The sequence below is a fragment of the Acinetobacter psychrotolerans genome (genome assembly GCF_048552595.1).
Lineage (GTDB): Bacteria > Pseudomonadota > Gammaproteobacteria > Pseudomonadales > Moraxellaceae > Acinetobacter.
On record NZ_JBIMDK010000009.1, the window covers coordinates 95,098 to 121,227 of the forward strand.

21 protein-coding genes are annotated in these 26,130 nt (G+C 36.4%); 16 read left to right on the forward strand and 5 right to left on the reverse strand.

Features of this window, described 5'->3' with window-relative positions:
* Positions 1 to 139 precede the first annotated feature (139 nt).
* From ACG94X_RS10080 to ACG94X_RS10090, 3 genes are all read left to right on the forward strand, one after another.
* Positions 140 to 1,291 (forward strand): OmpW/AlkL family protein, encoded by a 1,152-nt coding sequence (locus ACG94X_RS10080; protein WP_419383596.1) that lies wholly within the window; start codon positions 140 to 142, stop codon positions 1,289 to 1,291.
* 425 nt (positions 1,292 to 1,716) lie between these two features.
* Positions 1,717 to 2,835, forward strand: a complete 1,119-nt coding sequence (locus tag ACG94X_RS10085) for an OmpW/AlkL family protein (protein ID WP_419383597.1) — start codon at positions 1,717 to 1,719, stop codon at positions 2,833 to 2,835.
* A 424-nt stretch (positions 2,836 to 3,259) separates the two neighbouring features.
* The gene (locus tag ACG94X_RS10090) at positions 3,260 to 4,393 is read left to right on the forward strand and encodes an OmpW/AlkL family protein (RefSeq protein ID WP_419383598.1); all 1,134 of its coding nucleotides are present in this window, start codon (positions 3,260 to 3,262) and stop codon (positions 4,391 to 4,393) included.
* 82 nt (positions 4,394 to 4,475) lie between these two features.
* Here ACG94X_RS10090 and ACG94X_RS10095 read toward each other — a convergent pair whose 3' ends face one another.
* On the reverse strand, positions 4,476 to 5,984 hold the full coding sequence (locus tag ACG94X_RS10095) for an acetyl-CoA C-acetyltransferase (protein ID WP_419383599.1): 1,509 nt from the start codon (positions 5,982 to 5,984) through the stop codon (positions 4,476 to 4,478).
* Positions 5,985 to 6,222: 238 nt separating this feature from the next.
* Here ACG94X_RS10095 and ACG94X_RS10100 point away from each other — a divergent pair, with 238 nt between their 5' ends.
* From ACG94X_RS10100 to ACG94X_RS10110, 3 genes are all read left to right on the forward strand, one after another.
* Positions 6,223 to 7,614, forward strand: coding sequence for a 3-oxoacyl-ACP reductase (locus ACG94X_RS10100; RefSeq protein WP_419383600.1), 1,392 nt, complete (start codon positions 6,223 to 6,225; stop codon positions 7,612 to 7,614).
* Positions 7,615 to 7,754: 140 nt separating this feature from the next.
* The gene (locus ACG94X_RS10105) at positions 7,755 to 8,609 is read left to right on the forward strand and encodes a MaoC family dehydratase (protein WP_419383601.1); all 855 of its coding nucleotides are present in this window, start codon (positions 7,755 to 7,757) and stop codon (positions 8,607 to 8,609) included.
* A gap of 89 nt (positions 8,610 to 8,698) precedes the next feature.
* Positions 8,699 to 9,961, forward strand: coding sequence for a serine hydrolase domain-containing protein (locus ACG94X_RS10110; protein WP_419383602.1), 1,263 nt, complete (start codon positions 8,699 to 8,701; stop codon positions 9,959 to 9,961).
* Between the two features lie 111 nt (positions 9,962 to 10,072).
* On the opposite strand, the gene ACG94X_RS10115 is transcribed toward ACG94X_RS10110, so the two are convergent.
* On the reverse strand, positions 10,073 to 10,660 hold the full coding sequence (locus ACG94X_RS10115) for a TetR family transcriptional regulator (RefSeq protein ID WP_419383603.1): 588 nt from the start codon (positions 10,658 to 10,660) through the stop codon (positions 10,073 to 10,075).
* A 129-nt stretch (positions 10,661 to 10,789) separates the two neighbouring features.
* On the opposite strand from ACG94X_RS10115, the gene ACG94X_RS10120 reads away from it, so the two are divergent.
* The 6 genes from ACG94X_RS10120 (at position 10,790) to ACG94X_RS10145 (ending at position 18,817) form a co-directional block, all read left to right on the forward strand.
* Complete coding sequence (locus tag ACG94X_RS10120; protein ID WP_419383604.1) at positions 10,790 to 12,277, forward strand: SmvA family efflux MFS transporter; 1,488 nt, start codon at positions 10,790 to 10,792, stop codon at positions 12,275 to 12,277.
* 427 nt (positions 12,278 to 12,704) lie between these two features.
* On the forward strand, positions 12,705 to 13,001 hold the full coding sequence (locus tag ACG94X_RS10125) for a hypothetical protein (RefSeq protein ID WP_419383605.1): 297 nt from the start codon (positions 12,705 to 12,707) through the stop codon (positions 12,999 to 13,001).
* Positions 13,002 to 13,107: 106 nt separating this feature from the next.
* Entirely contained in the window at positions 13,108 to 13,872 is a 765-nt protein-coding gene (locus tag ACG94X_RS10130; protein ID WP_419383606.1) for an alpha/beta hydrolase, read from the forward strand.
* A gap of 143 nt (positions 13,873 to 14,015) precedes the next feature.
* Entirely contained in the window at positions 14,016 to 16,283 is a 2,268-nt protein-coding gene (gene dnaX, locus ACG94X_RS10135) for a DNA polymerase III subunit gamma/tau (RefSeq protein ID WP_419383607.1), read from the forward strand.
* 137 nt (positions 16,284 to 16,420) lie between these two features.
* Positions 16,421 to 16,567: a hypothetical protein gene (locus ACG94X_RS10140; protein WP_419383608.1), complete on the forward strand. Its 147-nt coding sequence runs from the start codon at positions 16,421 to 16,423 to the stop codon at positions 16,565 to 16,567.
* 21 nt (positions 16,568 to 16,588) lie between these two features.
* Complete coding sequence (locus ACG94X_RS10145) at positions 16,589 to 18,817, forward strand: phosphocholine-specific phospholipase C (protein ID WP_419383609.1); 2,229 nt, start codon at positions 16,589 to 16,591, stop codon at positions 18,815 to 18,817.
* 103 nt (positions 18,818 to 18,920) lie between these two features.
* On the opposite strand, the gene ACG94X_RS10150 is transcribed toward ACG94X_RS10145, so the two are convergent.
* From ACG94X_RS10150 to ACG94X_RS10160, 3 genes are all read right to left on the reverse strand, one after another.
* Positions 18,921 to 19,355: an acyl-CoA thioesterase gene (locus tag ACG94X_RS10150; protein ID WP_419383610.1), complete on the reverse strand. Its 435-nt coding sequence runs from the start codon at positions 19,353 to 19,355 to the stop codon at positions 18,921 to 18,923.
* A gap of 160 nt (positions 19,356 to 19,515) precedes the next feature.
* Positions 19,516 to 20,346 (reverse strand): OmpW/AlkL family protein, encoded by an 831-nt coding sequence (locus tag ACG94X_RS10155; RefSeq protein ID WP_419383611.1) that lies wholly within the window; start codon positions 20,344 to 20,346, stop codon positions 19,516 to 19,518.
* A 387-nt stretch (positions 20,347 to 20,733) separates the two neighbouring features.
* The gene (locus ACG94X_RS10160; RefSeq protein ID WP_419383612.1) at positions 20,734 to 21,891 is read right to left on the reverse strand and encodes an iron-containing alcohol dehydrogenase; all 1,158 of its coding nucleotides are present in this window, start codon (positions 21,889 to 21,891) and stop codon (positions 20,734 to 20,736) included.
* Between the two features lie 119 nt (positions 21,892 to 22,010).
* Here ACG94X_RS10160 and ACG94X_RS10165 point away from each other — a divergent pair, with 119 nt between their 5' ends.
* The 4 genes from ACG94X_RS10165 to ACG94X_RS10180 all read left to right on the forward strand — a co-directional run bounded on the left by ACG94X_RS10165 (position 22,011) and on the right by ACG94X_RS10180 (position 25,814).
* Positions 22,011 to 22,514, forward strand: a complete 504-nt coding sequence (locus ACG94X_RS10165; RefSeq protein ID WP_419383613.1) for a low molecular weight protein-tyrosine-phosphatase — start codon at positions 22,011 to 22,013, stop codon at positions 22,512 to 22,514.
* 82 nt (positions 22,515 to 22,596) lie between these two features.
* Positions 22,597 to 23,625 carry a UDP-N-acetylmuramate dehydrogenase gene (gene murB, locus ACG94X_RS10170; RefSeq protein ID WP_419383614.1) on the forward strand — a complete coding sequence of 343 codons (1,029 nt, stop codon included), beginning with the start codon at positions 22,597 to 22,599 and terminating at the stop codon, positions 23,623 to 23,625.
* Between the two features lie 12 nt (positions 23,626 to 23,637).
* Positions 23,638 to 24,783, forward strand: coding sequence for a YdcF family protein (locus tag ACG94X_RS10175; protein WP_419383615.1), 1,146 nt, complete (start codon positions 23,638 to 23,640; stop codon positions 24,781 to 24,783).
* Positions 24,783 to 25,814, forward strand: coding sequence for an alpha/beta hydrolase (locus tag ACG94X_RS10180; protein WP_419383616.1), 1,032 nt, complete (start codon positions 24,783 to 24,785; stop codon positions 25,812 to 25,814). The genes ACG94X_RS10175 and ACG94X_RS10180 overlap by 1 nt, the downstream gene beginning before the upstream one ends.
* Positions 25,815 to 26,130: the final 316 nt, after the last annotated feature.

Below are 26,130 nucleotides of genomic sequence, written 5' to 3' on the forward strand. Positions count from 1 at the left end.
ATATAAATTTTATTATTATCAATATATTTAAGTAATATATTGATAAGTTTTTCATCGGAATTTACAGTATTAATCATGTTTAATTCTTTATTCTCTAAAATGTTACCAAGGTAAGGTAATATAATTTCTAGGATGAAAAATGAAAAAAAGATTTATATTAAAAAATATTGTTATTGCAAGTTCATTATTAGCTGTCGCCAATATGAGTTTTGCAGCGGAACATAAACGTTTTTCTGTATCAGCAGGCTGGATGCACGTAATGCCACAAGGGAAGGCAAATCCTTTTAATATTAATACTGCGGTAGATCCTAAAAAACAGTATGGTATTGGCGATATTTCTCAAAGTTCATTTCTTGGTTCAATCACTGATACTGCTACGATGGATGATGGTCAGGGAATTGGCAATAATATGCTTGCTAAACCATTTTTAACTCAAATTTTTGAAAAAGATGCTACAGGTGGCAATTTTGCCCAGTTGCTGGAATTGCTAGTTGATAATGATAATCCAGACTCAGCTGTTTCTGGTGCAATGACAGGCACTACACAGATCAATGGTATTGATCAATGGACAGCGCAAGGCACAGGCCTGGAAGCAGATGATGTAGATACTTTGGGCTTAATGTTTAATTATTATCTTAATGATCATGTATCTTTACAGTTAATGGGTGGGATACCGCCGAAAGTTGATATTAAAGGTAAAGGCGAAATTGTTGCAAATATGACAGGCTTGGCTACACCGGGCGGTTTTCTGTCACCTTTATTTCCGAATGGTTTAGAAATTGGAAAAGATATCCCTATTACGAATTTAGGTAATAAATCCAAAGCCGCAAGTGTACGTGCGTGGACACCAGCATTTGAAGCGCAATATCAATTTGGTAAAGCGGGTGTTAATAAGTTCAGACCATATGTTGGTGCTGGCATCATGTATGCGCATTTTACAGACATTAAATTGGATTCCCAGGTGAATAAAGATTTAGTGGCTGCAGGTCATATGGTTCAAAATATTTTAGATAATCAGTCAGGGGCAGCGCTGGATGGTAAACAATCCTCTGCAAGTCCTTATGTTAAAGTAAAAACAGATGATGCATTTGCACCAATTGTCAGCCTGGGTGCAACATATGACATTACTGAAAAATGGTATGGAGTAGCATCAGTGTCTTATTCGAAAATGAATAATAAGACAACGATAGATGTAGTCGATTCTAAGACGGGAAATCGTTTAATTCGTGGAACATCAAAAATTGATATCGATCCACTGATTACATATGTTGGTGTTGGTTATCGTTTCTAAAATCAACACTATTTTCCCTAAAAATAGTTAAGATTTTAAATGGCTAACTTAAGTTAGCCATTTTTTATATTTCCAATTTTTAAATATAGTTAATGAATGTTTATTTCTATGTACCTTTAGTTAATAATTTTTGTTGACAAAATTCCTATAAATGAGCACCATTTAACTATATTATTTATATGTTAATCAAACTGTTATAGTATATTTATATAACAAGCATTCAAATATCTTAACCATGTTAAATTTAAATATATGATTTTAAAATAGTAATCTAAAATATCTATTTTATATAATTTATCTTTTTAATTTAAATAAAATAACTCAATGCACTTAATCTGATTCTTATCTACAAGTGATTTATTTTCTTGTAATTTAATAGATGCTTTACTTACTTTGGTGAAGTTCTCTTTTTAAAGGATGAAAAGATGAATCAAAAAAAAATTGGTAGAAAGCTTGCACTTGCGACGTCACTCATATTGATCGCTAATTTAAGTTATGCAGATCAATTTAAAAGGTTTTCTGTTTCTGCGGGTTGGTTACATGTGATGCCACAAGGAAAAGCAAATCCATTTAATATTAATACGATTGCTAAAAATGGTACAAATGCGACAGTAGGCAGTATTTCTACAACGAGTTTTTTAAACTCTGTTGATCCTAATGCTATGGGGGCAGACGTAGGCGGAGTTCCATTTAATCAGAAAGAGGTTTTAACTGAATTTCTCAATGATGCATTTATGCAAACGCTTTTGACTGATGGTAAAGGTAATATTTTACCTGAGGTTGCGGGGACAGCAAATATTCATGGTTTGGAACATTGGCAGGCAAATGGTACGGGGCTTGAAGCTGATGATACGGATACATTAGGTTTAATGTTTAGTTATTACCTCAACGATAATGTTTCTTTACAATTAATTGGTGGGATTCCTCCAAAAGTTGATATTAAAGGTAAAGGTGAAATCTTAGCACCACTTACTGGATTAGCCACATCACCAAGTGATTTGGTGGGAATCTTATTTCCAGACGGTATTGATTTAAAGCAAGCGATTCCAATCACAAATTTAGGTAATAAGTCTAAAGCGGCATCAGTTCGTGCATGGACACCAGCACTTGAAGCACAATATCAATTTGGCAAATCGGGTGTGAATAAATTACGTCCATATATTGGAGCGGGCATCATGTATTCTCGCTTTACGGGTATTAAACTTAATCCGCAAATCAATAATGATCTGATTGCAGCAGGGCACATGATCCAAAATGTTTTAGATGGAAAAGCAGGAGCTGCGTTGGATGGAGCACCTTCTAGTGCAAACCCTTACGTAAGAGTTAAAACAACTGATGCAATTGCACCAATTGTAAGTCTAGGTGCAACATACGATATTACAGATAAATGGTTTGGCGTGGCTTCTATTTCTTATGCAAAGCTCAACAACCAAGCTAAAATTGATGTGATTGATGCGAATACAGGAAAGCGATTAATTAATTCGAGTACAAAAGTAGATATCGATCCACTCATCACTTATGTCGGTGTGGGTTATCGTTTCTAAAATCAACGCTATTTTCCCTAAGAATAGTTTAGATTTTAAATGGCTAATGTCAGTTAGCCATTTTTTATACTTATTTTTTAGTAAATTTAATCAATAACTACTTATAATCTACTTTAGGTTAATAGTTTTTGTTGACAAAATTTTATTTAATGAGCGGTATTTCACTATATTATTTATATGTTAATCAGTTGGTTATAGTATATTTATATAACAAAAATTCTAATATTTTAACTTTATTAAATTTAGATGTATGATTTTAAAATAATAAATATCGTTATCTATTATGTTAATTTTAATTTTTTAATTTAAATAAAAATAACTCAATGCATTTAATCTGATTTATATCAACAAGTGATTCATTTTTTTGTAATTTAGTAGGTACTTCACTTACTTATGTGAAGTTCTCTTTTAACAGGATGAAAAGATGAATCAAATAAAAATTGGTAGGAAAGTTGCACTTGCGACCTCACTCATATTGATCGCTAATTTAAGTTATGCAGATGAATTTAAGAAATTTTCTGTTTCTGCGGGGTGGTTACATATGACTTCTCTTGGTAAAGCACAACCAATGAGAATTAAAACGGCAGTCGCTGAAAAAACTTTATCTAAAGTAGGGATGATTTCAGGGGTAACGATTGTTAATAATGTTGATCAATCTCGTATTGATGATATGGATCCTAACTTGCTCAGTTTGCTTAATACTAAAAGTAACCCAGATGATCCAAATAGTAACCGCTATTTACTGGATGATTTACTTGAACTAGGTAATAGCCCAGAAGCACCTGTTGATTTTCTTGATCAAGTTACAGGTACAGCAGAAATAAATGGGCTTTCTCAATGGAACTCTAATGCAGGCATTGAAGTTGAAGATGTAGATACATTGGGATTGATGTTTACTTATAATATTAATGAAAATATTGCGCTTCAATTGGTTGGTGGTGTGCCACCAAAGGTCGATTTAAAAGGTAAAGGGCAAGTGTACGCACCATTTTCTGCATTAGCTCATCCTTTGCAAGGTGTGACCGAGGAGGGATTTGATCTTTACATGAAAAGTAACTTACTCATTACCGATTTAGATAAGTTTGATAGAGCAGCAACAGCACGTGCATGGACGCCAGGTTTACAAGCCCAATATTATTTTGGTAAACCTGGAGTAAACAAGTTTAGACCTTTCCTTGGGGGAGGTTTTATGTATGCTCATTTTACAGATATTAAGCTAAATGATGGTGTTAAAGCAGATTTAGTTGCAGCTGGTCATATGATTCAGAATATTTATGATAATAAAGCGGGTGCTTCTTTAGAGGGTAAGGTATCTAGTGGAGACATTAAAGTTAAAACTGATGCGGATGATGGTTTTGCACCACTGGTCACAGCTGGTTTTACCTATGATTTTAAACAAAATTGGTTTGCGACAGCTTCTATTTCATATGCAAAGTTGGATAATACAGCAACAATTACCGTGATGAATAAAAACAATGGAGCTGAGTTAATTCGCGCAAAAACTAAAATTGAAATTGATCCATTAATCAGCTATGTCGGTGTGGGTTATCGTTTCTAGTTTTTAAGTTATATTACTTTAAATATATAGAAAAACCCCGAAATTTTACTTTCGGGGTTTTTTTAGAAAAATATAATGAAGCTTATTTTTCTACAATCGCAGTTACACCTTGACCACCAGCGGCACAGATCGAAATTAGTACACGACCTGAACCTTTTTGGTTAATTAGTTTTGCAGCCGTCGCTAAAATACGACCACCTGTTGCAGCAAATGGGTGACCAGCTGCTAAAGAAGAGCCTTTCACATTTAATTTACTACGGTCAATTGAACCTAAAGGTGCATCTACGCCTAAACGTTCTTTACAAAATTTAGGATCTTCCCAAGCTTTAAGTGTAGAAAGAACTTGTGCTGCAAATGCTTCATGAATTTCATAATAATCAAAATCTTGAAGTTTGATGCCAGCACGGTCTAACATACGTGGAACTGCATACGCAGGCGCCATTAATAAACCTTCTTTTTTACCTACAAAATCAACAGCAGCCGTTTCGCTAAATGATAAGTAAGCTAAAATTTCATGGCCGTTTGCTTTAGCCCATTCTTCAGAAGCTAAAAGTACAGCAGAAGCACCATCTGTTAATGGGGTAGAGTTACCTGCAGTCATTGTTGCAGTTTCACCTTTACCAAATGCAGGCTTAAGTTTTGCCAATTTTTCTACAGAAGAATCTGGACGTAAGTTATTGTCTTTAGTTAAACCCATGAAAGGTGTGATCAGGTCATCAAAGAAACCTTCATCATATGCTTTCGCCATTTTTTGGTGTGAAGTCGCCGCTAATTCATCTTGTGCTTCGCGTGGAATACCCCATTCAAGCGTTGTAATTGCTTGGTGGTCACCCATAGATAAACCTGTACGTGGCTCACCATTTTTAGGCGCATCAAGTAAATCTTTAACATCAAGTTTTGTTAAAGCTTTTAAACGATCTTTACCTGTTTTTGCAATATTCAGTTCAAGCATAACTTTACGTAAGCCGTCACCAAAAGCGATTGGCGCATCAGATGTTGTATCAACACCACCTGCAACACCCACTTCGATTTGTCCTAATGCAATTTTATTTGCAACAAGAAAAGCTGCTTGTAGACCAGTAGCACATGCTTGTTGAAGGTCATAAGCTGGAGTTTCTGGTGCAAGTTGCGTATTTAAAACGCATTCACGTGTCATGTTGAAATCACGGCTATGTTTAAGCACTGCGCCTGCAACAACTTCACCAAGGCGTTGACCTTGAAGATTAAAACGTTCAACAAGACCATTTAATGTCGCTGTAAACATATCAATATTAGATGCAGTAAAGTAAGGGCCGTTTGAACGTGCAAAAGGAATACGGTTACCACCAATAATAGCGACGCGACGAATTGTATTTTGACTCATGTTTTTGTCCTGTTGACCAGAAGTTTGTGTTTTTGAAATAGATGCTTTTTCCGCATTTTTTCTACCTGAAGTAGATGTTGCAGATGGACTTGGCTTTTTTGCGCCATTTGTGGCACTAGAAACAGCTGTATTTACTTTGCTCGTACGTGTACGAGTTTTTGATGTATTTGACACAGATTCTATGACAGAATTTTCTACTGTTGAATTTTCTTGAGTTGTTTTGCTCATAAGGCTTTTCCAAGTATTTGGATAATCTTCATAATGCTACATTACCATATTCAATAAAGTGCTGAATTGACTATAATGACATTTGCATATTGTTTCAGGTCAAGTCATCATTATTGCAACTCAAGTATTATTTAGTTGAAACTAATGGGTCGCTTGTATGATAAGTATCTGAGATTGTTCCAAAGTTAAAAGATAGCTTAAGATCCATACAAAATTAATTTGTTAAGAGATAATAATCATGTCTGACCAGTATCAAGCTTTTTCAAAATCACCAATTGGTAAATTTGTCATTAAAAATTTAGGTTTACCAACACCTATTCAATTGGATCGCTTCGAATCTGCAACACCTGTGGTGAAGGGTGCGGTTCTTCTTGGTGCTGCTGCAAATAGTATTTTTTCAGGTGAAATTGCACAAGTTCTAAGTAATATTCATGCCAATACTTACGCAGGCAATAATACAGAATTACAGCAAGCTGCAGCAAAAGTTGGACTAAATGCAAGTGCATTTAACGAAGGTGATAAAGAGTCTAAGTTTAAAGCGGTTATTTTTGATGCTTCTGGCATTCAAAATTCAGAACAGTTACATGAATTACACAAATTTTTTAATCCAATTGCACGTCAAATTGCCAAGTCTGGTCGTGTGATTGTAATTGGTTTAACGCCTGAAACTGCACCTACGATTAAACAAGCAATTGCACAACGTGCGCTTGAAGGTTTTGTAAAATCTGTAGGTAAAGAGTTTAAAAATGGCATTGCAGCAGATTTAATTCTCGTCGATGCAGATGCTGCTCAAAACTTAGAATCTTCTTTACGTTTTGCTATATCGCCACGCTCTGCTTATGTATCAGGTCAAGTAATTCGTGTTTCTAAAGCCGCTGTAATTGATATTGATTGGGCAAAACCACTTGCAGGAAAAACTGCATTGGTAACAGGTGCAAGCCGTGGTATTGGTGAAGCGATTGCTCATGTGTTATCTCGTGATGGTGCACATGTGATTTGTTTAGATGTACCACAACAGCAAGCTGATCTTGATCGTGTTGCAACTGAAATTGGTGGTTCAACTTTAGCCATCGATATTACAGCGGCAGATGCAGGCGCGCAAATTAAAGCGGCTGCTGCGGCTCAAGGTGGTTTAGACATCATCGTACATAATGCTGGTATTACACGTGACAAAACATTGGCGAATATGAAGCCAGAAATGTGGGATCTTGTAATCAACATTAACTTGTCGGCAGCTGAACGTATTAATGATTATTTATTGTCAAATAATGGTTTAAATGTCAATGGTCGTATTGTATGCGTATCTTCAATTTCAGGTATTGCAGGTAACTTAGGTCAAACCAACTATGGCGCTTCTAAAGCGGGCGTGATTGGTTTAGTTAAATTTACAGCACCAGTATTAAAAGATGGTATTACAATTAATGCTGTTGCACCTGGTTTTATTGAAACTCAAATGACTGCTGCAATTCCATTTGCAATCCGTGAAGCGGGCCGTCGTATGAACTCGATGAGTCAAGGTGGACAACCTGTAGATGTTGCGGAAACGATTGCATTATTTGCATCTACAGCATCGACGGGTTTAAATGGTAATGTTGTACGTGTTTGTGGTCAAAGCTTGATTGGCGCGTAAAAACTAAAAATATCTCTTTCTGTTTAGGAAGAGGTTAGAGAGGTTTAATTTCTGATTTAAATTTTCAGAAAACCTCTCAGACTTTATTTTCAAAATAGAGTCTTTACCCGTTTAGAATTTTAAATAATGAAAGGTCTAGTATGAATACTCGCCATTTTAATCAACTTCCAAAGCCTTATTTAGCTTATACAAAAGTCATTCAAGGTCTAATTTTCAAAAAACCGAAAGGTGAAAAGGTTCTACCGCAAGTTGAATATGTGGTGGATTCATTCAAAATTGATCCAAATCATTTAAAGGCCTACAACGAAGTTTGTGGTTTTAAAAATAATGGCTATATTCCTGCAATTTATTTAGCAGTTTTATCGCAAAGCCTACAAATGCACATGATGACGACAGAAGCATTTCCATTTGCAATTTTAGGTTTGGTACATATTCGCAACCAAATTAAGCAAGCACGTAAAATTGGTGTGAATGAGCAACTGACTTTGTCTTGTCAATTTGGTGAATTAAAAGCGCATGAAAAAGGTGTGCAGTTCGATTTTATTACCACTGCAAAAGTAGGCAATGATGTGGTTATGGAAGGCATTACTACATATTTAGCGCGTCAAAAGACAGATGGTGTTATTGCGCAGAAAACAAAAAATAGCAATGAACCAAATTATCAAGTTCAAACCGTTTGGAACGTGGCTGAAAATATAGGTCGTCGTTATGCGAAGGCTTCTGGTGATTTTAACTTGATCCATATTCACGCTGTGACTGCGAAAGCTTTTGGTTTTAAGCAAGCCATTGCACATGGTATGTGGAGTAAGGCACGTGTTTTAGCGAGCATGAGTTTGCCCGATGCTTATGATGTCGATGTCTATTTTAAATTACCGATGTTTTTACCATCTACCGTTGAATTTTTGACTGCGGAAAGCAAAGGCACAACTGATTTCTTGATACGCAATCAAAAATCACAAAAACCGCATGTTTCAGGTATAGTCAAAGCACTATAAATTAAAATAAGATAGTAAGCCTAAGTCGAGATGATTTAGGCTTTTTTTTTAATAAAAAGCGATCACATCGAGAATAATAGGATAGGAAAATGAGCAGCTTAACGGACATTATTTTTGCAAATACTAAAAATTATCAAGGTTTTGTGGATGAGCGTTTCCAAGATTTAGCAAGCCAATTTAGTCGTTTACAAGATGGACGTATTGAAAGTGGTGGTGCTGCACTTGCTGTTTATTTTCAAGGTCAAAAAGTCGTTGATATCTATACAGGTAAAAAATCACCAACTGAACTGTGGAATGAAAAGACACTTTCGGTATGTTATTCAACAGGTAAAGGCATTTTAGCGACGTTGGCACATATTCTTGTCAGTGAAGGTTTCTTAGATTACGACACGCCTATTATTCAATATTGGGCTGAATTTGGTCAAAATGGTAAAGAGAGCATGACTTTACGTCATATTTTAAGTCACCAAAGCGGTTTATATGACATTCGGAATCTGCTTGCAAGTGCTGTAGAAATGGCAGACTGGCAACATATGCTTCAGGTCATGGAACAAGCCACGCCACGTTTTACTGTGGGCAAAGATATTGCTTATCAGGCACTTACATTTGGTTGGTTGGTGGGTGGTGTACTGGAAAAAGCGACAAATCAGTCATTAAGCAGTTTAATGCAGAAATATTTAGTCGGACCTTTACAGTTAGATGGTGCATACTTTGGTGTTCCTAATACTGAATTGGATCGTGTGGCACGTTTGATTCAAAAAGTATCATCCATTCCCAAAACAGAGGCTAAACCGAGTAAAGCTAAAGCGAAGAATAATAAAACGTCATTTGCAGATAAATTAGTCGAATTGTCTGGGCAAAATCCGCAAGACTTTCTAGATGCGATGGTACCGAAAGGTATGCGAGATTTTAGTTTTTTTAGTGACCAAGGTTTGCAAGCGGTTATTCCTGCCGCCAATGGTGTATTTACAGCAAATAGTTTGGCAAAAATTTATGCGATGCTGGCAAATCAAGGGGTTTGGGATGGAAAAGTCTTTATTCAACCAGAAGTATTTGCAAAATTAAGTCAAATTCAAAGTATTAAGCGTGATCGAGTCATGCCGATTCAGATGAAATGGCGTTTAGGTTATCACCGTGTCATTACCATGGGGAAACGGGCAAAAAAAGGTTTTGGGCATATTGGCTATAATGGTTCAGGTGCTTGGTGTGACCCACAGCGTGAACTGAGTTTTGCTTATACGCATAATTTTGCAACTGGTTCAATTACAGGGGATTATCGTCTTTGGGGATTGTCGCAAGAGACTTTGCGTTGTGCCGATGCAGAATTGAAAGGTAGCAAAGGTTGGTTCTAAATATAGACTTTGATAATCAATATTTTGAAATTGATCTATTGGCAATATTTAAAAGACTAAGTTTTAAAATTTAATTTTAAAATAATGGCTTATGCACTTGTCGATGCAGTCTCACTGGAGCAATTCTAGTTTAAGGATTGTTTCGACATGGTGTTTAAAAGAATGCTTATCTAAACCTCGTAGACCGAGTTGATAAATACCTTCTAAACCACAAACAAAAGCGATTAATCGCCATGAAATGTCCTGACTGGAGTTTGAGATAGAAATTTTAAACTCTTGCTGGGTAATACCATGCTCAATCGCACTCACTAAAGCCAGATGCCATTGTTCCATCGTCGTATTATAAGCTTTTTTAATTTCTTGATCTTGAACAATTAAAATTTCAGCTTCATTCCAAAGCCGTAAATAGGGCTGAGTTTGTTCAATATTTTCAAACCCAAGTAAAAGCGATATACGCTCAAGATTACTATTGGTTTTGATTTGATCTTCAACTTCATTGAGTTGGTTCATCAACTCGATAAAAACTTCTGCTTTTAAATGCGAACTAGATTCAAAATGATGATGTACTTGTCCTGTGGAAACTTGTGCTTCAGTTGCAATGCGACGCACAGTTAATCCATTCAAACCATCTTGTAATGCGACTCGTTTGGCTGCATCCAAAATCATGCCACGGCGTTGTTCTCGGTTTAAATAGTTCATCATTTTTTCAGCAAGTAGATTCTGTTGGCGGTATTTACAAAATAAATAATAAACAAAGTTGGACGGTTGTTCAAGTGTGGTTATAATGAACCTAACTTGAACAAATGTCCAACTTTAATTAGGTGTGTTATGTACCGCAATTGGGTGATTTTGGCAATCATCGTCTTAATTTATTTACCCGTTTCAATCGATGCGACGGTGCTCCATGTTGCCATCCCAACATTGAGCGCAGCTTTATCTTTATCAAGTACTGAAATGCTCTGGGTCATTGATATTTATTCACTGATTATGGCAGGACTGATTCTACCCATGGGGGCATTGGGAGATCGCATCGGCTTTAAACGCCTTATGCTGATTGGTGCAGGCATTTTTGGTGTCGCTTCGCTGATGGCGGCTTTTGCAAATACCGCGTTTATGTTAATTGCAGCACGGGCATTTTTAGGTGTCGGTGCGGCTATGATTTTACCTGCAACATTGGCAGGTGTTCGAAATACATTTTTAGATGAAAAGCAACGTAATTATGCACTCGGTGTTTGGGGAACTGTCGGAGGAGGAGGTGCAGCTTTTGGTCCTCTTTTGGGTGGTTTCATTCTCGAACATTTTACATGGGGAACTGTATTCCTCATCAATGTGCCTATTATCATTTTAGTCTTGGTGTTGATACCGTGGTTAGTGCCGAAACAAGAAGTGCAAACCAAGCAGCCTTTAAATTTGATGCAAGCATTGATATTGGTGACCGCAATTTTGATGTTGATCTACTCCGTTAAAACGTCAATTCATGCTTTTAATGTATGGATGATTTTAATTTTTATTGTGGGATTGGGGTTGTTGGTTGGCTTCATTCGCCATCAATTAAAGACAACTCAACCCATGATTGATTTTAGTTTATTTAAGAACCCAGTGATTTCAACCAGTATTGTTATGGCAATGGTGGCAATGATTGCATTGGTCGGTTTTGAATTATTACTGTCTCAAGAATTACAGTTTGTCTATGGATATAGTCCGCTAGAAGCAGGTTTGTTCATTTTACCATTCATGATTGCAATATGTATTGGCGGGCCTTTTACCAGTATTTTGATGAATCACTATGGTTTACGACCAGTTGCAACGATTGGTATGTTGATGTGCGCCGTGAGTTTCTTGGGCTTAGCGATGACTAATTTTGACACACATTCTATTCAAGCGTGGGTTTGGATGGTGTTGATGGGGATTAGCGTTGAAATTGCCTTGTTATCTTCCACAGCAGCGATTATGTCTTCAGTTTCACCTCAAAAGGCAACGGCGGCAGGGGCAATAGAAGGTATGGCTTATGAATTGGGTGCAGGTTTAGGCATCGCGATTTTCGGGCTGTTACTCGCTATTTTCTATACGCAGTCAATTGTATTGCCAGTAGATTTACCGCAAAATTTAGTGGCGCAAGTCAGTTCGTCCATTGGTGAAGCAATACGAATTGTTCAGCCTTTAGAACCTGCTTTGAAGCAAGAAGTGAAGCAAGCAGCTTTTGAAGCCTTTATTCATGCGCATAGTAAAGTGTTGGGTATTTCTGGTGTTATGTTTTTAATATTATCTATATTTGTTTGGCGGACTTTACCTGACAAAAAGCAGCTTGCTGGATAAGGTCTGAAATATTAGTAAAAGTGAACACTATTTGATATTAGGTATTGTCTTAAAACAGTAAGTTATTCATTATACAATTTAGGACATCATTCGTTTGTTATACCTGTAATGTCTATTCGCAATTGCGGGAAAACATTTGAGAGACCTACCTAGTAAATTTTAAAGTTCACAAAATCAGTTAATAAAGCAGAAGTTATATTCTGCTTTATTTTTTTAACCAAACTATTCAGATAATCGTAAAATAGTCTTTGCTACTTAATTGATTAAAAATTTATTAAAGTTAAATAAAACATTAAGTTTTACTCAATATTAAACTTTCCAGTCAAAGAATTGAACATTCTTGCCATTATTAACTTTGTATATCTCAGTAAAATTTAGTCATCATAAAATGACAAAATCTTGTTATAAAAATAAATAATGGAAGAAAATGCTCAATGACTATTGGTGGAATGACTTACCAAAAAATTATTATGAATCATCCTATAAAGCGACGTTGGATGATCAATATCGTTTGAAAATCGGTCTATCGGCGACATTAGATTATGTTTGCCTTACAGGTTTAGCCATGTCAATTTCATTGGCAATGAATAAGAATCTTATATCTGAATCTCATGTAAAAAAGGAATTAGAACTTTTAGAGTTTTATAAAGTTTTTGCAGAATTAGAAAATCCTACTGATGTTTTTGTAGAGCCACCAAAGGATATCGAGATCAAAAAAGTCTAAATTATCTGCATACACTCATCTTTCGAAAGGTGTTGCAAAAGTAGATTTACTTAATTTTGATAGTCCTTATATCACACTAAATCCAGAGTTAAATGCTGAATATTCAATGTTATCCAAAAATAATCGTGTGGTTGCTCAACATTGGCAACATACCGATGGTGTAAGACAGACCCTGATTTTTATTCATGGTGTTGTCCTCGATTCGTACCTATTAAACAGTAAGTTGTTTGAATTAAATTGGCTTTACCAGCAAGGTTATGATGTTTTGCTTTATACCTTACCATTTCATGGTTATCGCAAAGAGCCAAACGATCTAATCAATGGATTAGGTTTCTTTTCTCGTGGGTTTGCGCATAGCAATGAAGCGATGGTGCAATCGGTTTTTGATCTTAGAATTTTGATGAATTATTTAGAACAAAATGGTGTGACCCAAATGGGCGTGATGGGGTTCAGTCTTGGTGGATACATCAGTGCCTTGGTTGCCAACGTAGATGGTCGTTTATTTTTTGTTATTCAGTTTGCACCTGTTGTTTTTCCTATAGATATGGTGATGGGATGGCCGCCGTTGTCTACATTTATGCAAAATATTATGAAAAAACATGATTGGAATATTCAAGTATATAAGAAAAGCAACAGCTTTGCACCATGCAATCAATTGGAAACCTCTGATGAGCCGCATCGCTTGATGGTCGTGGGTGGTGCAGGTGATAGTTTTACAGCACCTCGTTTTGTAAAACTATTACATGAACATTGGCAGGGTAGTGAAATGTATTGGTATCATGGAAATCATTTATTATTTTTTAATCATGGGCAGGTGTTACATTGGATTAAAAATTTTATGGATCGTTGTTGTGAAATCAATCCATATTAACAATCGCATTTTAAAATTTGCTCATTCACCTATCGTTTGCTTTGGAATTAACCAGATTTCTAGATAACAGCATTATCTTGAATGAACTTCATTCACTAATCATCAAAAAAACAGTATGCTTAGACCTGTCACTAGGAGCATTCATGTATCAGGTACTTGCACGTAAATATCGCCCACGTAATTTTAATGAATTGGTCGGACAGAACCACGTTTCTCGTGCGCTGACCAGTGCTTTAGACCGTGGACGTTTGCATCATGCTTACCTATTTACAGGAACGCGTGGTGTTGGGAAAACCACCATTGCACGTATTCTTGCTAAATGTCTGAACTGTGAAACAGGGATTACCTCTACGCCGTGTGAAGTTTGTGCAACGTGTAAAGCGGTGAATGAAGGTCGTTTTATTGACTTGATTGAAATTGATGCGGCATCTCGTACCAAAGTTGAAGATACACGTGAGCTACTGGACAATGTACCTTATGCACCGACACAGGGACGTTTCAAAGTATACCTGATCGATGAAGTACATATGCTTTCAACGCATTCTTTTAATGCATTGTTAAAAACATTAGAAGAACCACCTGAGCATGTGAAGTTTTTATTTGCGACCACAGATCCACAAAAATTACCCATTACGGTGATTTCTCGTTGTTTGCAATTCACACTTAGACCTCTTGCTGTAGATGAAATTACTCATCATCTTGGTGATATTTTAAATAAAGAACATATCGACACTGAACAAGATGCAATTTGGCAAATCGCTGAATCTGCACAAGGGTCTGTACGTGATGCATTGTCTTTAACTGACCAAGCGATTGCCTATGGTCAGGGGGCAATTCGTCATCAAGATGTGAAAGAAATGTTAGGTCTTATAGACCGTACTATTATTTATGATTTGATTTTAGCCATTCACCAAAATCAACCTGCACGTGTAAGCCAATTATTATTACAATTTAGGCAACAAGCTTTAGATGTTTCTTTGGTTTTAGATCAATTTATTTCAACTTTACATGAGTTGGCATTATTACAATATCTACCCGATTTAAGTTTGAAATACAGTGCGGAAATTAATCGCAAAATTATGCAGTTATCGCAATTGGTTGCTGCACAAGATTTACAACTTTATTATCAAATTGCCTGTAAAGGTCGTGCAGAATTGCAACTTGCTGTAACGCAAGAGCAAGGTTTTGAAATGACCGTGTTACGTCTGTTGGCATTTAGACCAATTCCAGTCAATGAAGTGATTGTGTCGCAGCAAGTTGTATCACAAGTGTTCGAAGATCATTCAGTTCAAAGTACAAAATCTGTCGAGAGCCATCAACAAAAAAATACTCAAACAGAAAACACTCAAATATCACAACCGCAAAATGTTGTTGCAGCAAAATTTACTCCACTGATTCAAGATAATGTGGTGGATTCACAGCAATCCAATGTGACTCATCAACTAGCGATTGATCAAAATACACATTCAAGTTTTGATCCAGATTTGGATGATGTTGAAGATGAATTATCACAACATCATGCTGATGATAATGAGCCAAATAGTGATGATTTTTTGGATGAGGATGAGTCTCTAGCTGAACATTCTCAAATTCAAAATTCACCAATAAATCATTCACAGACTTCTGAAAATACTCAGCACAAGCCAGTGGTTGAAATTGATACTGCAACTGAAAACGTTGTCATCGACAATACTGAACCTAGCTTGACTTTATTTGGTGCTAAATTCACTCAGCCAGTGACGCAAACAGCTCAAAATCAGGGTGTAAGCCAAGATGTATTTTTCTTAGCACCTGAAAGTGAACAGCAAAATCAAGATCAAAGTAGTGAATCAACATTCGCTGCAAATAAGCCTGATCAAACAAAGCATGTAGAACAAAGCTCGATCCAAAATGATCCTCTACTTAATGTTCAAGTGGATCATCAAGTAGATTATGCTTCAGTTTCAGAAATTAAGCATGCAACTGAATCATCTGTAGATATACAAATTATACAAACGCCACAGGAAATTCTCAGTTTAAAGCCACAAGTTTTAGAAGGTGAGTGGACGGTTGATAAGTGGGAGTTTTGGTTTAGAAATAGTTCGCTTTCACCCGCAGTTCAAGAGCTTGCACAGCATGGCTTAATGATCGGTGCTATTAACGGACAATCTAATTTTCAGATTTCACCTAAGTATGAAAAAATATTGAATCAAGCGCAGCATGATTTAGAAGCGGCTTTAAAACAGCAATGGTCGCTGACGAATTTCATAGTGCAGTATGGTGAAGTTGAAACGACAACACCTTTTATGATGCAAAACATTCGTAAAGAGCAGGCTTTCAAACGTGCTTCTGACATGCTTCATCAGGAAGTGGTTGTGAAAAGCTTGGTTGATGCTTTTGATGGACAGTTAGAAAATATTCAATTGAAGTAAGTCGGTTCTTGATCGGCTTTAAATTTAAAATAGACCTTTCATGGTCTATTTTTTGGTCTTTGTTTTGCAATAAAAATGACATAGTGATGTCATCTGTCCTGACTAATGTATTGGCATCTTTAATTCGGATGTGACGTATGATCAAAAAAACCAAAGGATGGCTTTCCTGTATTTATTTTTTCCCCATTTTATTGGCTTTAACGGCTTGTAATAATTCTAACGATAATCAAGGTTCGACAAAACCTGATGCTTCGAAAAAACCAGTGATGCGTTGTGCGCCATAAAGAATAAATAGGGAAAATATTATGATTAATCGTCGTCAATTTTTAGGAAATACCATCAAATCTGGTTTTGGTGTTGCAGCACTTACCACATTCCCAAGTAGTATTCAGAAAGCATTAGCGATTCCAGCAAATAATAAAACAGGAACGATTCAAGACGTAGAGCACGTCGTTATTCTTATGCAAGAAAATCGCTCATTTGACCATTATTTTGGCACATTAAAAGGCGTGCGTGGTTTTGCAGACCGTATTACGATTCCTTTGCAAAACGATCGTACTGTTTGGCAACAGCAACGCAGTAATGGTGCATTATTAACACCATTTCATTTAAATGGTTCGAGTAATAATGCTCAGCGGGCGCCTGGAACTAATCATACGTGGGTGGACAGTCAAAAAGCTTGGGATAATGGGCGATTGTCAAATTGGCCTACCTATAAAACCGATTATGCAATGGGATATTTTAAAGAGCAGGAAATCCCGTATCAGTTTGCCTTAGCCAATGCTTTTACAATTTGTGATGCTTACCATTGTTCTATGCACACTGGTACGGATGCCAATCGCTCATTCCATTTAACAGGAACCAATGGTGCAGTTCCAACCAGTACAGCTTTTGTTAATAATGAATGGGATTGGATTGATGGTGACCCTAAAACGGTCGATGTAGGTTACACATGGAAAACTTATGCAGAACGATTAGAAGAAGCAGGTGTGAACTGGATTTGTTATCAAAATATGCCTGATGAATGGGGCGATAACATGCTGGGTGCATTTCGTAGCTTTAGAAAGGCTAATATTGATTCAGGTTATCCTGTTTCGAGTGGTGGAGCGCCGAATAGTCCTTATAATAAAGCTGCGCAAGCTTTGCCATATAAAGCATACGATGTAACTACCGATAATTCGAAAAATCCGCTCTATAAAGGTATTGCCAATACATTGCCTGGCAATAAACCTGAAGAGTTTTTAGATGCCTTTAAAAAGGATATTCAAACAGGGAAATTACCGCAAGTGTCTTGGATTAATGCACCATCAATATATTGTGAGCATCCAGGGCCATCGAGTCCTGTTCAAGGTTCATGGTTTATTCAAGAAATATTGGAAGCTTTAACTGCTGTTCCAGAAGTATGGAGCAAGACCGTATTCTTAATTAACTTTGATGAAAATGATGGTTATTTTGACCATGTCCCATCACCCTCTGCACCGACTTTGCAAGCTGATAATAGCTATGCAGGGAAATCAACATTAAGTACAGCAGATATGCAATATGAATACTATTCACATGATGCACCCGTGGGAAGTGCCAGTCAGCCGAAAAAAGATAATGGCGTATATGGGCCGGGACCACGTGTGCCTTTATTTGTGATTTCGCCGTGGAGTCGTGGTGGTATCGTGAATTCTCAAGTATTTGATCATACGTCTGTACTGATGTTCTTGGAAAAGCGTTTTGGGGTGAAAGAACCCAATATTAGTCCATATCGCCGTGCAATTTGTGGTGATTTAACCTCAACTTTTAATTTTAAAACACCAAATGAAGATATTTTACCTAATTTAAATGGTAAGCAAACACGTGACCAAGCAGATCAGCTCCGTGCTGCACAGCAAAAGTTACCCAATGTTCCAATTCCGACAAGCCTACAATTACCTATCCAAGCCAGTGGAATTCGCCGTTCAAAAGCACTACCTTACGAGTTGCATACCAGTGCACGTTGCCAAAATGATGGGACGGTGAAATTACTATTTTCAAACACAGGCATGCAAGGCGCAGTTTTCCATGTTTATGATAAATTGAATCTGAGTCGTGTTCCACGTCGTTATATTGTTGAAGCAGGCAAGACACTTGATGATGTTTGGAATGTAAAAACAGACAATCAAGGGCTTTATGATCTTTGGGTGATGGGAGCAAACGGATTTCATAGACATTTCAAAGGTGATTTAAATCGTAATATAGACTTGCAAATCAATCCTGAAATACGTGTCTGTTATGATATTGCCAATGGTCATGTATATGCAGATTTAATCAATACGGGAGCAAAAGACGTGGATTTTATATTAACGCCAATTGTTTATCGTACAGACACACCGTTAAAAATCACGGTTAAAGCAGGACAAACTCAAGTTCAGCATTGGGACTTGAAAGATGCTTGGCAATGGTATGATTTTGCTGTGACCTGTACGCAAGACAGTAAATTTTATCGCCGCTTTGCAGGTCGGGTTGAAACAGGCGAAGACTCTGTGAGTGATCCTGCAATGGTTTAATCAACGATTGACGAGGCTAATTTACTGTAGTTGAACTGTTTATTGATCGTTGTGGTTTGAGAATAAACAGTTCAGCGTTAAAAAATCGATTTTAGCTAAATCATTATCCCATTAAAAAGGGCTGTAAGGCATCTCGCATTTCATCTGGAATTGAGGTGCTTTTTTTAGTTTGACGATCAACAAAAACATGTACAAAAGAACCTTGTGCAGAAGCTTGCTCTTTACCTTGTTTAAAAATGGCTAAGTCGTAAGTGAGTGATGAATGCCCAATTTTGGAAATTGCCACACCTACTTCAATAATTTCAGGATAAGTCAGTTCTGCTAAAAAATTACATGAAGAGTTCACCACTAAGCCAATAATAGGTGAATGATGAATATCAAAAGCAGTTTTTTGGATGAGTAAGGCATTGGCAGCAGTATCAAAATAACTATAATAAGTCACATTATTCACATGGCCATAGATGTCATTGTCAGCCCAACGGGTTTGAATCGGAAATAAAAAATGATATTGAGAACGTAATTTGATTTCTGGTTTCATTATTGAATTAATTTTAGAAAATTTAAGATGTTTTATCGAAAAAAAGTAAATTCAGCAAGTGAATATCAATAAAAAAGCGCATTAAACTAAAATTTAATGCACTTTTCTGAGTTTAAGTAATTGAAATTAAAGCGTAACCTCAATCAAAGAAATCAAATGATTAGAAACGGTAACCGATACCAACATAGGTCACGATTGGATTGATTTGGATATCACTTTTACCTGTAATCAATGTAGTCGGAGTACCAGTAGGTGTTATACCGTTTACGTTTAATTTAGCAGTTGTAGATAAATGTGCATAAGAAATAGATGCTGTTGCAAACCATTCTTTAGTAATGTTGTAGTCAGCACCGAGTGTAATCACAGGTGCAAAGGCATCATCTACTTTGACTTTACCTAAGCTCGGTTGTAAATCGAGTTTACCGCCAAATTGTGGAAATTTTTGGTTGGCAATACCATTGATAGTCGCTTTTAATTCGCTATTGATTGCTGCGTCTGTTTTTACATTTGAAAAATGTGCATACATTAAACCCGCGGCTACATAAGGGCGGAATTTATTATGAATAGAGCCAAAGTGGTAACGAGCAGCAATTGTTGGAGTATAAGCATCCGTTGTAGCCGCTTTTGAAAATTTATCTAAACTGACAATATCATGTCCTAAAACAGAAATAGCATTTTTACCCGAAAGTTCCATTTCAGGTGGTGCGCCCAATACTAATTCTAAAGAGACATGATCATTGACAAAATAATCAAGCATAACGCCAACAGTATTGGAATCTTGAACTTCAAAACCAGCATGAGGTGAGTTTGACATAGTCGTAGGGAATGGCGACTGAGTCTGACCATTTACACCTTGTGGATTGCTTTGTGGCATAACGTGTAACCAACCCGTAGAGACGCCAAATGTTTTGCCATCTGAGGTTGCTGCATGCGTTACTGTGCTTAATCCAACTGCTGCTAAAGGCAGCATTGCCAATGTAAGTTTTTTCATAAAATTGTTCCGATACCGTTAGTTATCTTAATTTTCCGATTAAGATCGGCAGCGATTCTAGAGTAATTATTTTAAAAATTATATGAAAAGGAACGTAAAATACATACTGGTTAGTCATAATTGATTTTTATTAAGGTATAAGTTTTTGATATTATTGTATTTAAAAGATTTAATTATGCTTTTTATATAAAATCTGATTGTTCAAAAAACAGATAAATATAATCAAAAATTATATTTTATTGATTAATATTTGCACACTGTGAGAATTTGTTAATATTTATTTGAATTGCAACGGAGGTCAAAATCAGTCACTCAGTTTCTATCGAGTAAACTCAAAAGACATTGAATGACTCATAATCGCGCTTTGAGGTATGGATAGATTGAATATTAATAAATTGCTTGGTAAATTTTTAAAGCGTCTGCATGATGTACAGTTCTTGGATTATTTTGCAATAACCGAGTTTGCAGCATTGCATCATTGGCTAATATTTCCAATTGGTGTTCTTGGATATTTAAATCCCTTAATTTTAGCGTTAAGCCACTTTCATCTAGATGACTTTGAATATGATCTATAAACAAGTCGCAGAGACCATCAGTGCTGCCTTTGCTATATGGGTTTAGCCATTGCATTAATTCGGCGTAGTGTGATTTAGCTTCCGAAGCATTAAATTTTAAAACTTCAAGTAAAACCAAAGCATTACTGTGCCCATGTGAAAGGTGGAAATGTCCGCCCAAAGGATATGCCAAGGCGTGAACAGCGCCAACAGGTGCATTGGCAAAGGCTTGTCCTGCAAGCATTGAACCAAATAACATATTTTGACGTGCTTCTAAATTTGAACCATCAGCTAAAACTAATTTCAAATTTTTATTTAACAGTTTCAATGCCTGTTTAGCCAACATATCGGCATACACATTCTTTTTAATTTTAGAGGTATAGGCTTCAATAGCATGCACCATTGCATCAATACCAGTTGCAGCTGTGATATGTGCAGGAAGACCTGTAGTAAATGATGCATCTAAAATTGCCACATCGGCATATAAAACAGGCGAAACGATGCCAGTTTTGGTGGTTTCACCTGTCGTGACAATCGAAATAGGCGTGACTTCTGAGCCTGTGCCCGCGGTCGTTGGAATTAAAATGAGAGGGAGACGTGGACCTTTGGCATTATTCACGCCGTATATCTCTTGAATGGTTTGCGATTGATTTGGATCTGCAAGCACGGCAATTACTTTGGCAACATCCATTGAACTGCCACCACCAAATCCGATGACAATATCAACCTGATTTTTTTTGGCGAATTCTACGGCAGCTAAAACAATATGTTCAGGTGGATCTGCTTGTACATCTGAATAAATTTCATAATCCAACTGATCTTGTTTTAAAATGTCTAAAAGCGGTAGATGTAAATCATGTTGAACCATTCCTGCATCGGTCACAATTAATGCTTTTTTATAATTTTTCTGTTTGAGAATGTTGCTTAACTCTTGAATTGATCCTAATCCTGAAATGATATTAGCTACCGTTTGGAATTGAAAATGACTCATTTGTATTATCCTTCATCAATCATCAGAAATTAAACATAATTGTTTTACGGTCTATAGGATTCACCTATTAAATAACTTAACATAAGACCATATAAAAGAAATGATCGATTGAGGTTGTTATGACATCCCAAATGCCATACAAAATTCTATGTGTGTGCTTAGGAAATATTTGTCGTTCACCCACGGCTGAGGTGGTATTACGACATTTCTGCAATAAAAAACAATTAAATATTATTGTCGATTCAGCTGGAACGAGTAATTATCACTCCAATAAAGCACCAGATGCACGTAGTCAAAAACATGCTTTAAAAAGAGGTTATAATCTTTCAACGCTTCGCGCTAGACAATTAAAAACCCAATATTTTTTAGACTTTGATTTAATTCTAGCGATGGATCATGAAAACTTTGATGATATACAGGATTTGCTCGTTCAAGCTGTTGCAAAATTTGGTCGCCATAAGATTAAAGCAAAAGTAGCGTTAATGAGTGAGCATGATATTGATTATCCACAACAAGCTTTACCTGATCCATATTATGGCGAAGGTGAAGGCTTTGAGCGCGTACTGGATCAATGTGAATCAAGTAGTCGGGCTTGGGTAAAAGTGTTTCAACAACAGTTGTAATATACGTAGCATTAATGCAAGTCATTGCAATTTAATTTATTAAATGTAAATTATTGAAATAATCAGGAAGTTAAATTAAGTAATGAATATCCAATCTCAAGTTCAATTAAAACCATTCAATACCTTGAGTTTGAACGCAATTGCATCGCATTTTATTAAAGTTAAAACGATTACTGAATTGCAAGATGCTTTGAAATTTGCCAAAGAAAATGATTTGAATGTGCTGATACTTTCAGGCGGTAGCAATATGATGTTGCCTGAGCATATACAGGCACTTGTTGTTGCAATGGATATTCAGAAAATCGATTTCATTACAGAAGATGAGCATACCCAGACCATTAAAGTGGGTGCGGGGCAAGTTTGGCACGATTTTGTACTTTGGACGACTGAACATCAATTATATGGCTTACAAAATCTTGCATTAATTCCAGGATTGGTTGGTGCTTCACCTGTTCAGAATATTGGTGCTTATGGTGTGGAGGTCGGCGAGTTTATAGAATCTGTCGAAGTTTATGATCGTAAATTGAATCAGATGGCTTCAATTAAAGCCGCTGATTGTGAGTTTTCCTATCGACACAGTATTTTTAAAGATGACCCCAATCGCTTTGTGATTACGCATGTTATTTTCAAATTATTAAAAAAAGCAGATTTGAGAATGAATTATGGTGATTTAAAATTGGCAATGGGCGATGAAATCAGCGCAGAAAATTTACAGAAGCAAGTCATTCATATTCGCCAAAGTAAATTACCCGATCCTAAAGAATTTCCGAATGTCGGTAGTTTCTTTAAAAATCCGATTATAAAACAAACTCAATTTTCACAATTGATTGCAAAATTCCCGAATATTCCACATTATCCACAAACAGATGATCGGGTTAAAATTGCTGCAGGTTGGTTAATTGATCAATCCGGTTGGAAAGGTAAACAGTTAAACCAAGTGGGTATGTTTGAAAAACAAGCATTGGTGTTAGTGAATTACTCAGATGCAACATTAACTGATGTGCAAGCGACTTATCATGCAGTTCAAAAGGATGTTTTTAAACATTTTGGTGTGCAATTAGAGCCAGAACCTGTCCTTTATGATCGTTGTGGGTTTATTCAAAACCATTAATTGAGAGAATATATGGTGAAACAGCATTGGATGGTTAAATTAGTACGAATGATCGCAATATTATTCGTATTTTTAGGCGGTCTAATGGTTTTTTGGTATACACCTTTTTATTCTAATATGATGGTTAAAATTCTGAATGCTATCGTGCCTGTAGAAGTGAATCAGGTGGCTGCACAAAGTCAGCAAAATGCAGGACTTTCGGATGCTGAAAACTTAGAGCCCGGTTCAGATCTTTGGATTGCAAGACAAGCGTACCTGAAGCTTATGGAAGAAGAGTTTCATCATAAAAATTCTCAGGATTTAATCACCCTGCAATTGCGTTATAAAGCCTTACAAGCACAAATTGCCAAAGAACAAAAAGAAGAAGACGACGTAGAAGAAAAGCCTATTATTCCTTTGATCATTGAGCAATCTACATCTGAGGTTCAGGCGGATCAATCTACAGAAACCGTTAAAAATCTTTTGGATTTAAATACAGAAGATAATAAAGCGCTGATGGATCAGTATATTCACTTCCTAAAAACCTATCCGATTGAACAGCCAAAGCGTGAGCATGCGGATTCACATCTAGAAATTTTGGCAAGCTCACAAGTGAAAAAAGATATTGAAAGCTTACAAAGTACAAATGTTGTAAAAAGCAAAATTACAGATCAGCCTTATGCGATAGTTGTACTGGGTGGTGGCTTAACTTTAGATAAAAATCAAAAAGATATCATTGTGAATGACTATACTAAATTACGTTTAGAAACCACGGTTGCTTTAGAAAATAAAGTTAAATTACCTATTGTTTTAAGTGGTGTAGAAGCACCTTATATGCAAAAGTGGTTGTCAGAACGTGGTGTTGAAGCGAAGTTGTTGGAAAATAGAAGCATGAATACATGCGAAAATACACGTTTTAGCTCATTACTTTTACAGAAAAAAGGCGGAGCACCTACGGTTTTATTGATTACTGACCGTTATCACATGCCTAGAACACGACGATTATTTGCTTTAAATGGGATAGAAACCATTCCAGTGGAAGCGCCAATGCCAATACAATTAACAGCTTGGAAACCGAGCAAACAAAATTATGATCATAGTCGCAGGGCAAATTACGAAACCTTAGCGACAATTAGAGATATGCTATTCGGTTCGAGTGGCTGTAGAGAGGTGCCTTAATGGCAGATATTCCATTTTTAAATCCAACCATTCTAAAACAACTGGATTTACCTGTCCCAAGTCGTGATAACACGCCAAAACTATTAGAAGCCCTAAATTTAAATCGCGAATATCACCCGAATAAAGAACTAAAAGCATATCAGCGATTGTATGGTTTTGATCAATTGGATTGTAAACAATGGCAAGGTTTCATTGAAATGCCATTATTTAGATTGCATGTACAAGTATTTAAACCACAAATAGAACAAGTAAAAGGAACAGTGTGTCTATTACATGGTTATTTAGAACATAGTGGAATTTATCAACCGATTATCAAAGAAATATTAGAACAAGGTTTTAGTGTTATTACCTATGATTTGCCTGGACATGGCTTAAGTGATGGTTCACCTGCCAATATAAAAGACTTTGATCATTATCAACAGGTGCTTCATGCTGTTCATCAATATGTTAAAAATGCAGAGCAATTACCTAAACCATGGTTAGGTGTTGGACAAAGTACAGGTGCTGCAATTTGGATGCATCATTTACTTGAATATGCACAAAAACGTGCTAATCCGATGGTAGGGCGCGCTTTGCTGTTATCACCATTGGTACGTCCTGCAAAAACAGCGTGGTGGCATAATTCTATTGGTCTAGGCATTATTCGTAGAATTAAACGGGAAGTACCACGACATTTTAAACGAAATAACCATAATCCAGAATTTTTAAGATTTGTGCGTCTTAAAGATCCATTGCAACCTCGTATGATGGGAATGGACTGGATTCTTGCAATGTCAAAATGGATGCAGGATATGGAGGCATTTCCTGAGTGCCGTATTCCAGTCTGGTTGGCACAAGGTGCACAAGATCAAACGGTAGATTGGAAATATAATATTGATTTTGTCCGTAGAAAGTTTCGATTACAGACATTATTAATGCTAGAAGAAGGTTCGCATCAGCTTATTAATGAAAGATCTGATATTCGAGCAGCATTAACAGGATTAATTCCTGCATTTCTACATGCGCATTCCTCTGCTGAATACTTTGAATAAGATAGAAAAGAAATTTTTACTTTAAAATTGGTTAAAAAGTAAATGAACAATACTGTTTTTAGATGATTTGGTTTAAAAAATATACAGACGGTGTTTTTTGTTAGAAATAGGGGTTGCGCTGATTCACAAACTGTATAGAATACGCAGCATCAGGACGCAATGCGCTGAACAACGTAGCTAAATAGGTTGAGTTGTTAAGTTTATTTAGTCCAGCTCTTCATGCTGACGAAGCATGAAGAAGATCATTAAGAGATTATGAAGAACAACTTGTGTGGATTTTTACTGATTGATCAATCGAAATTATTTCATTGATTTG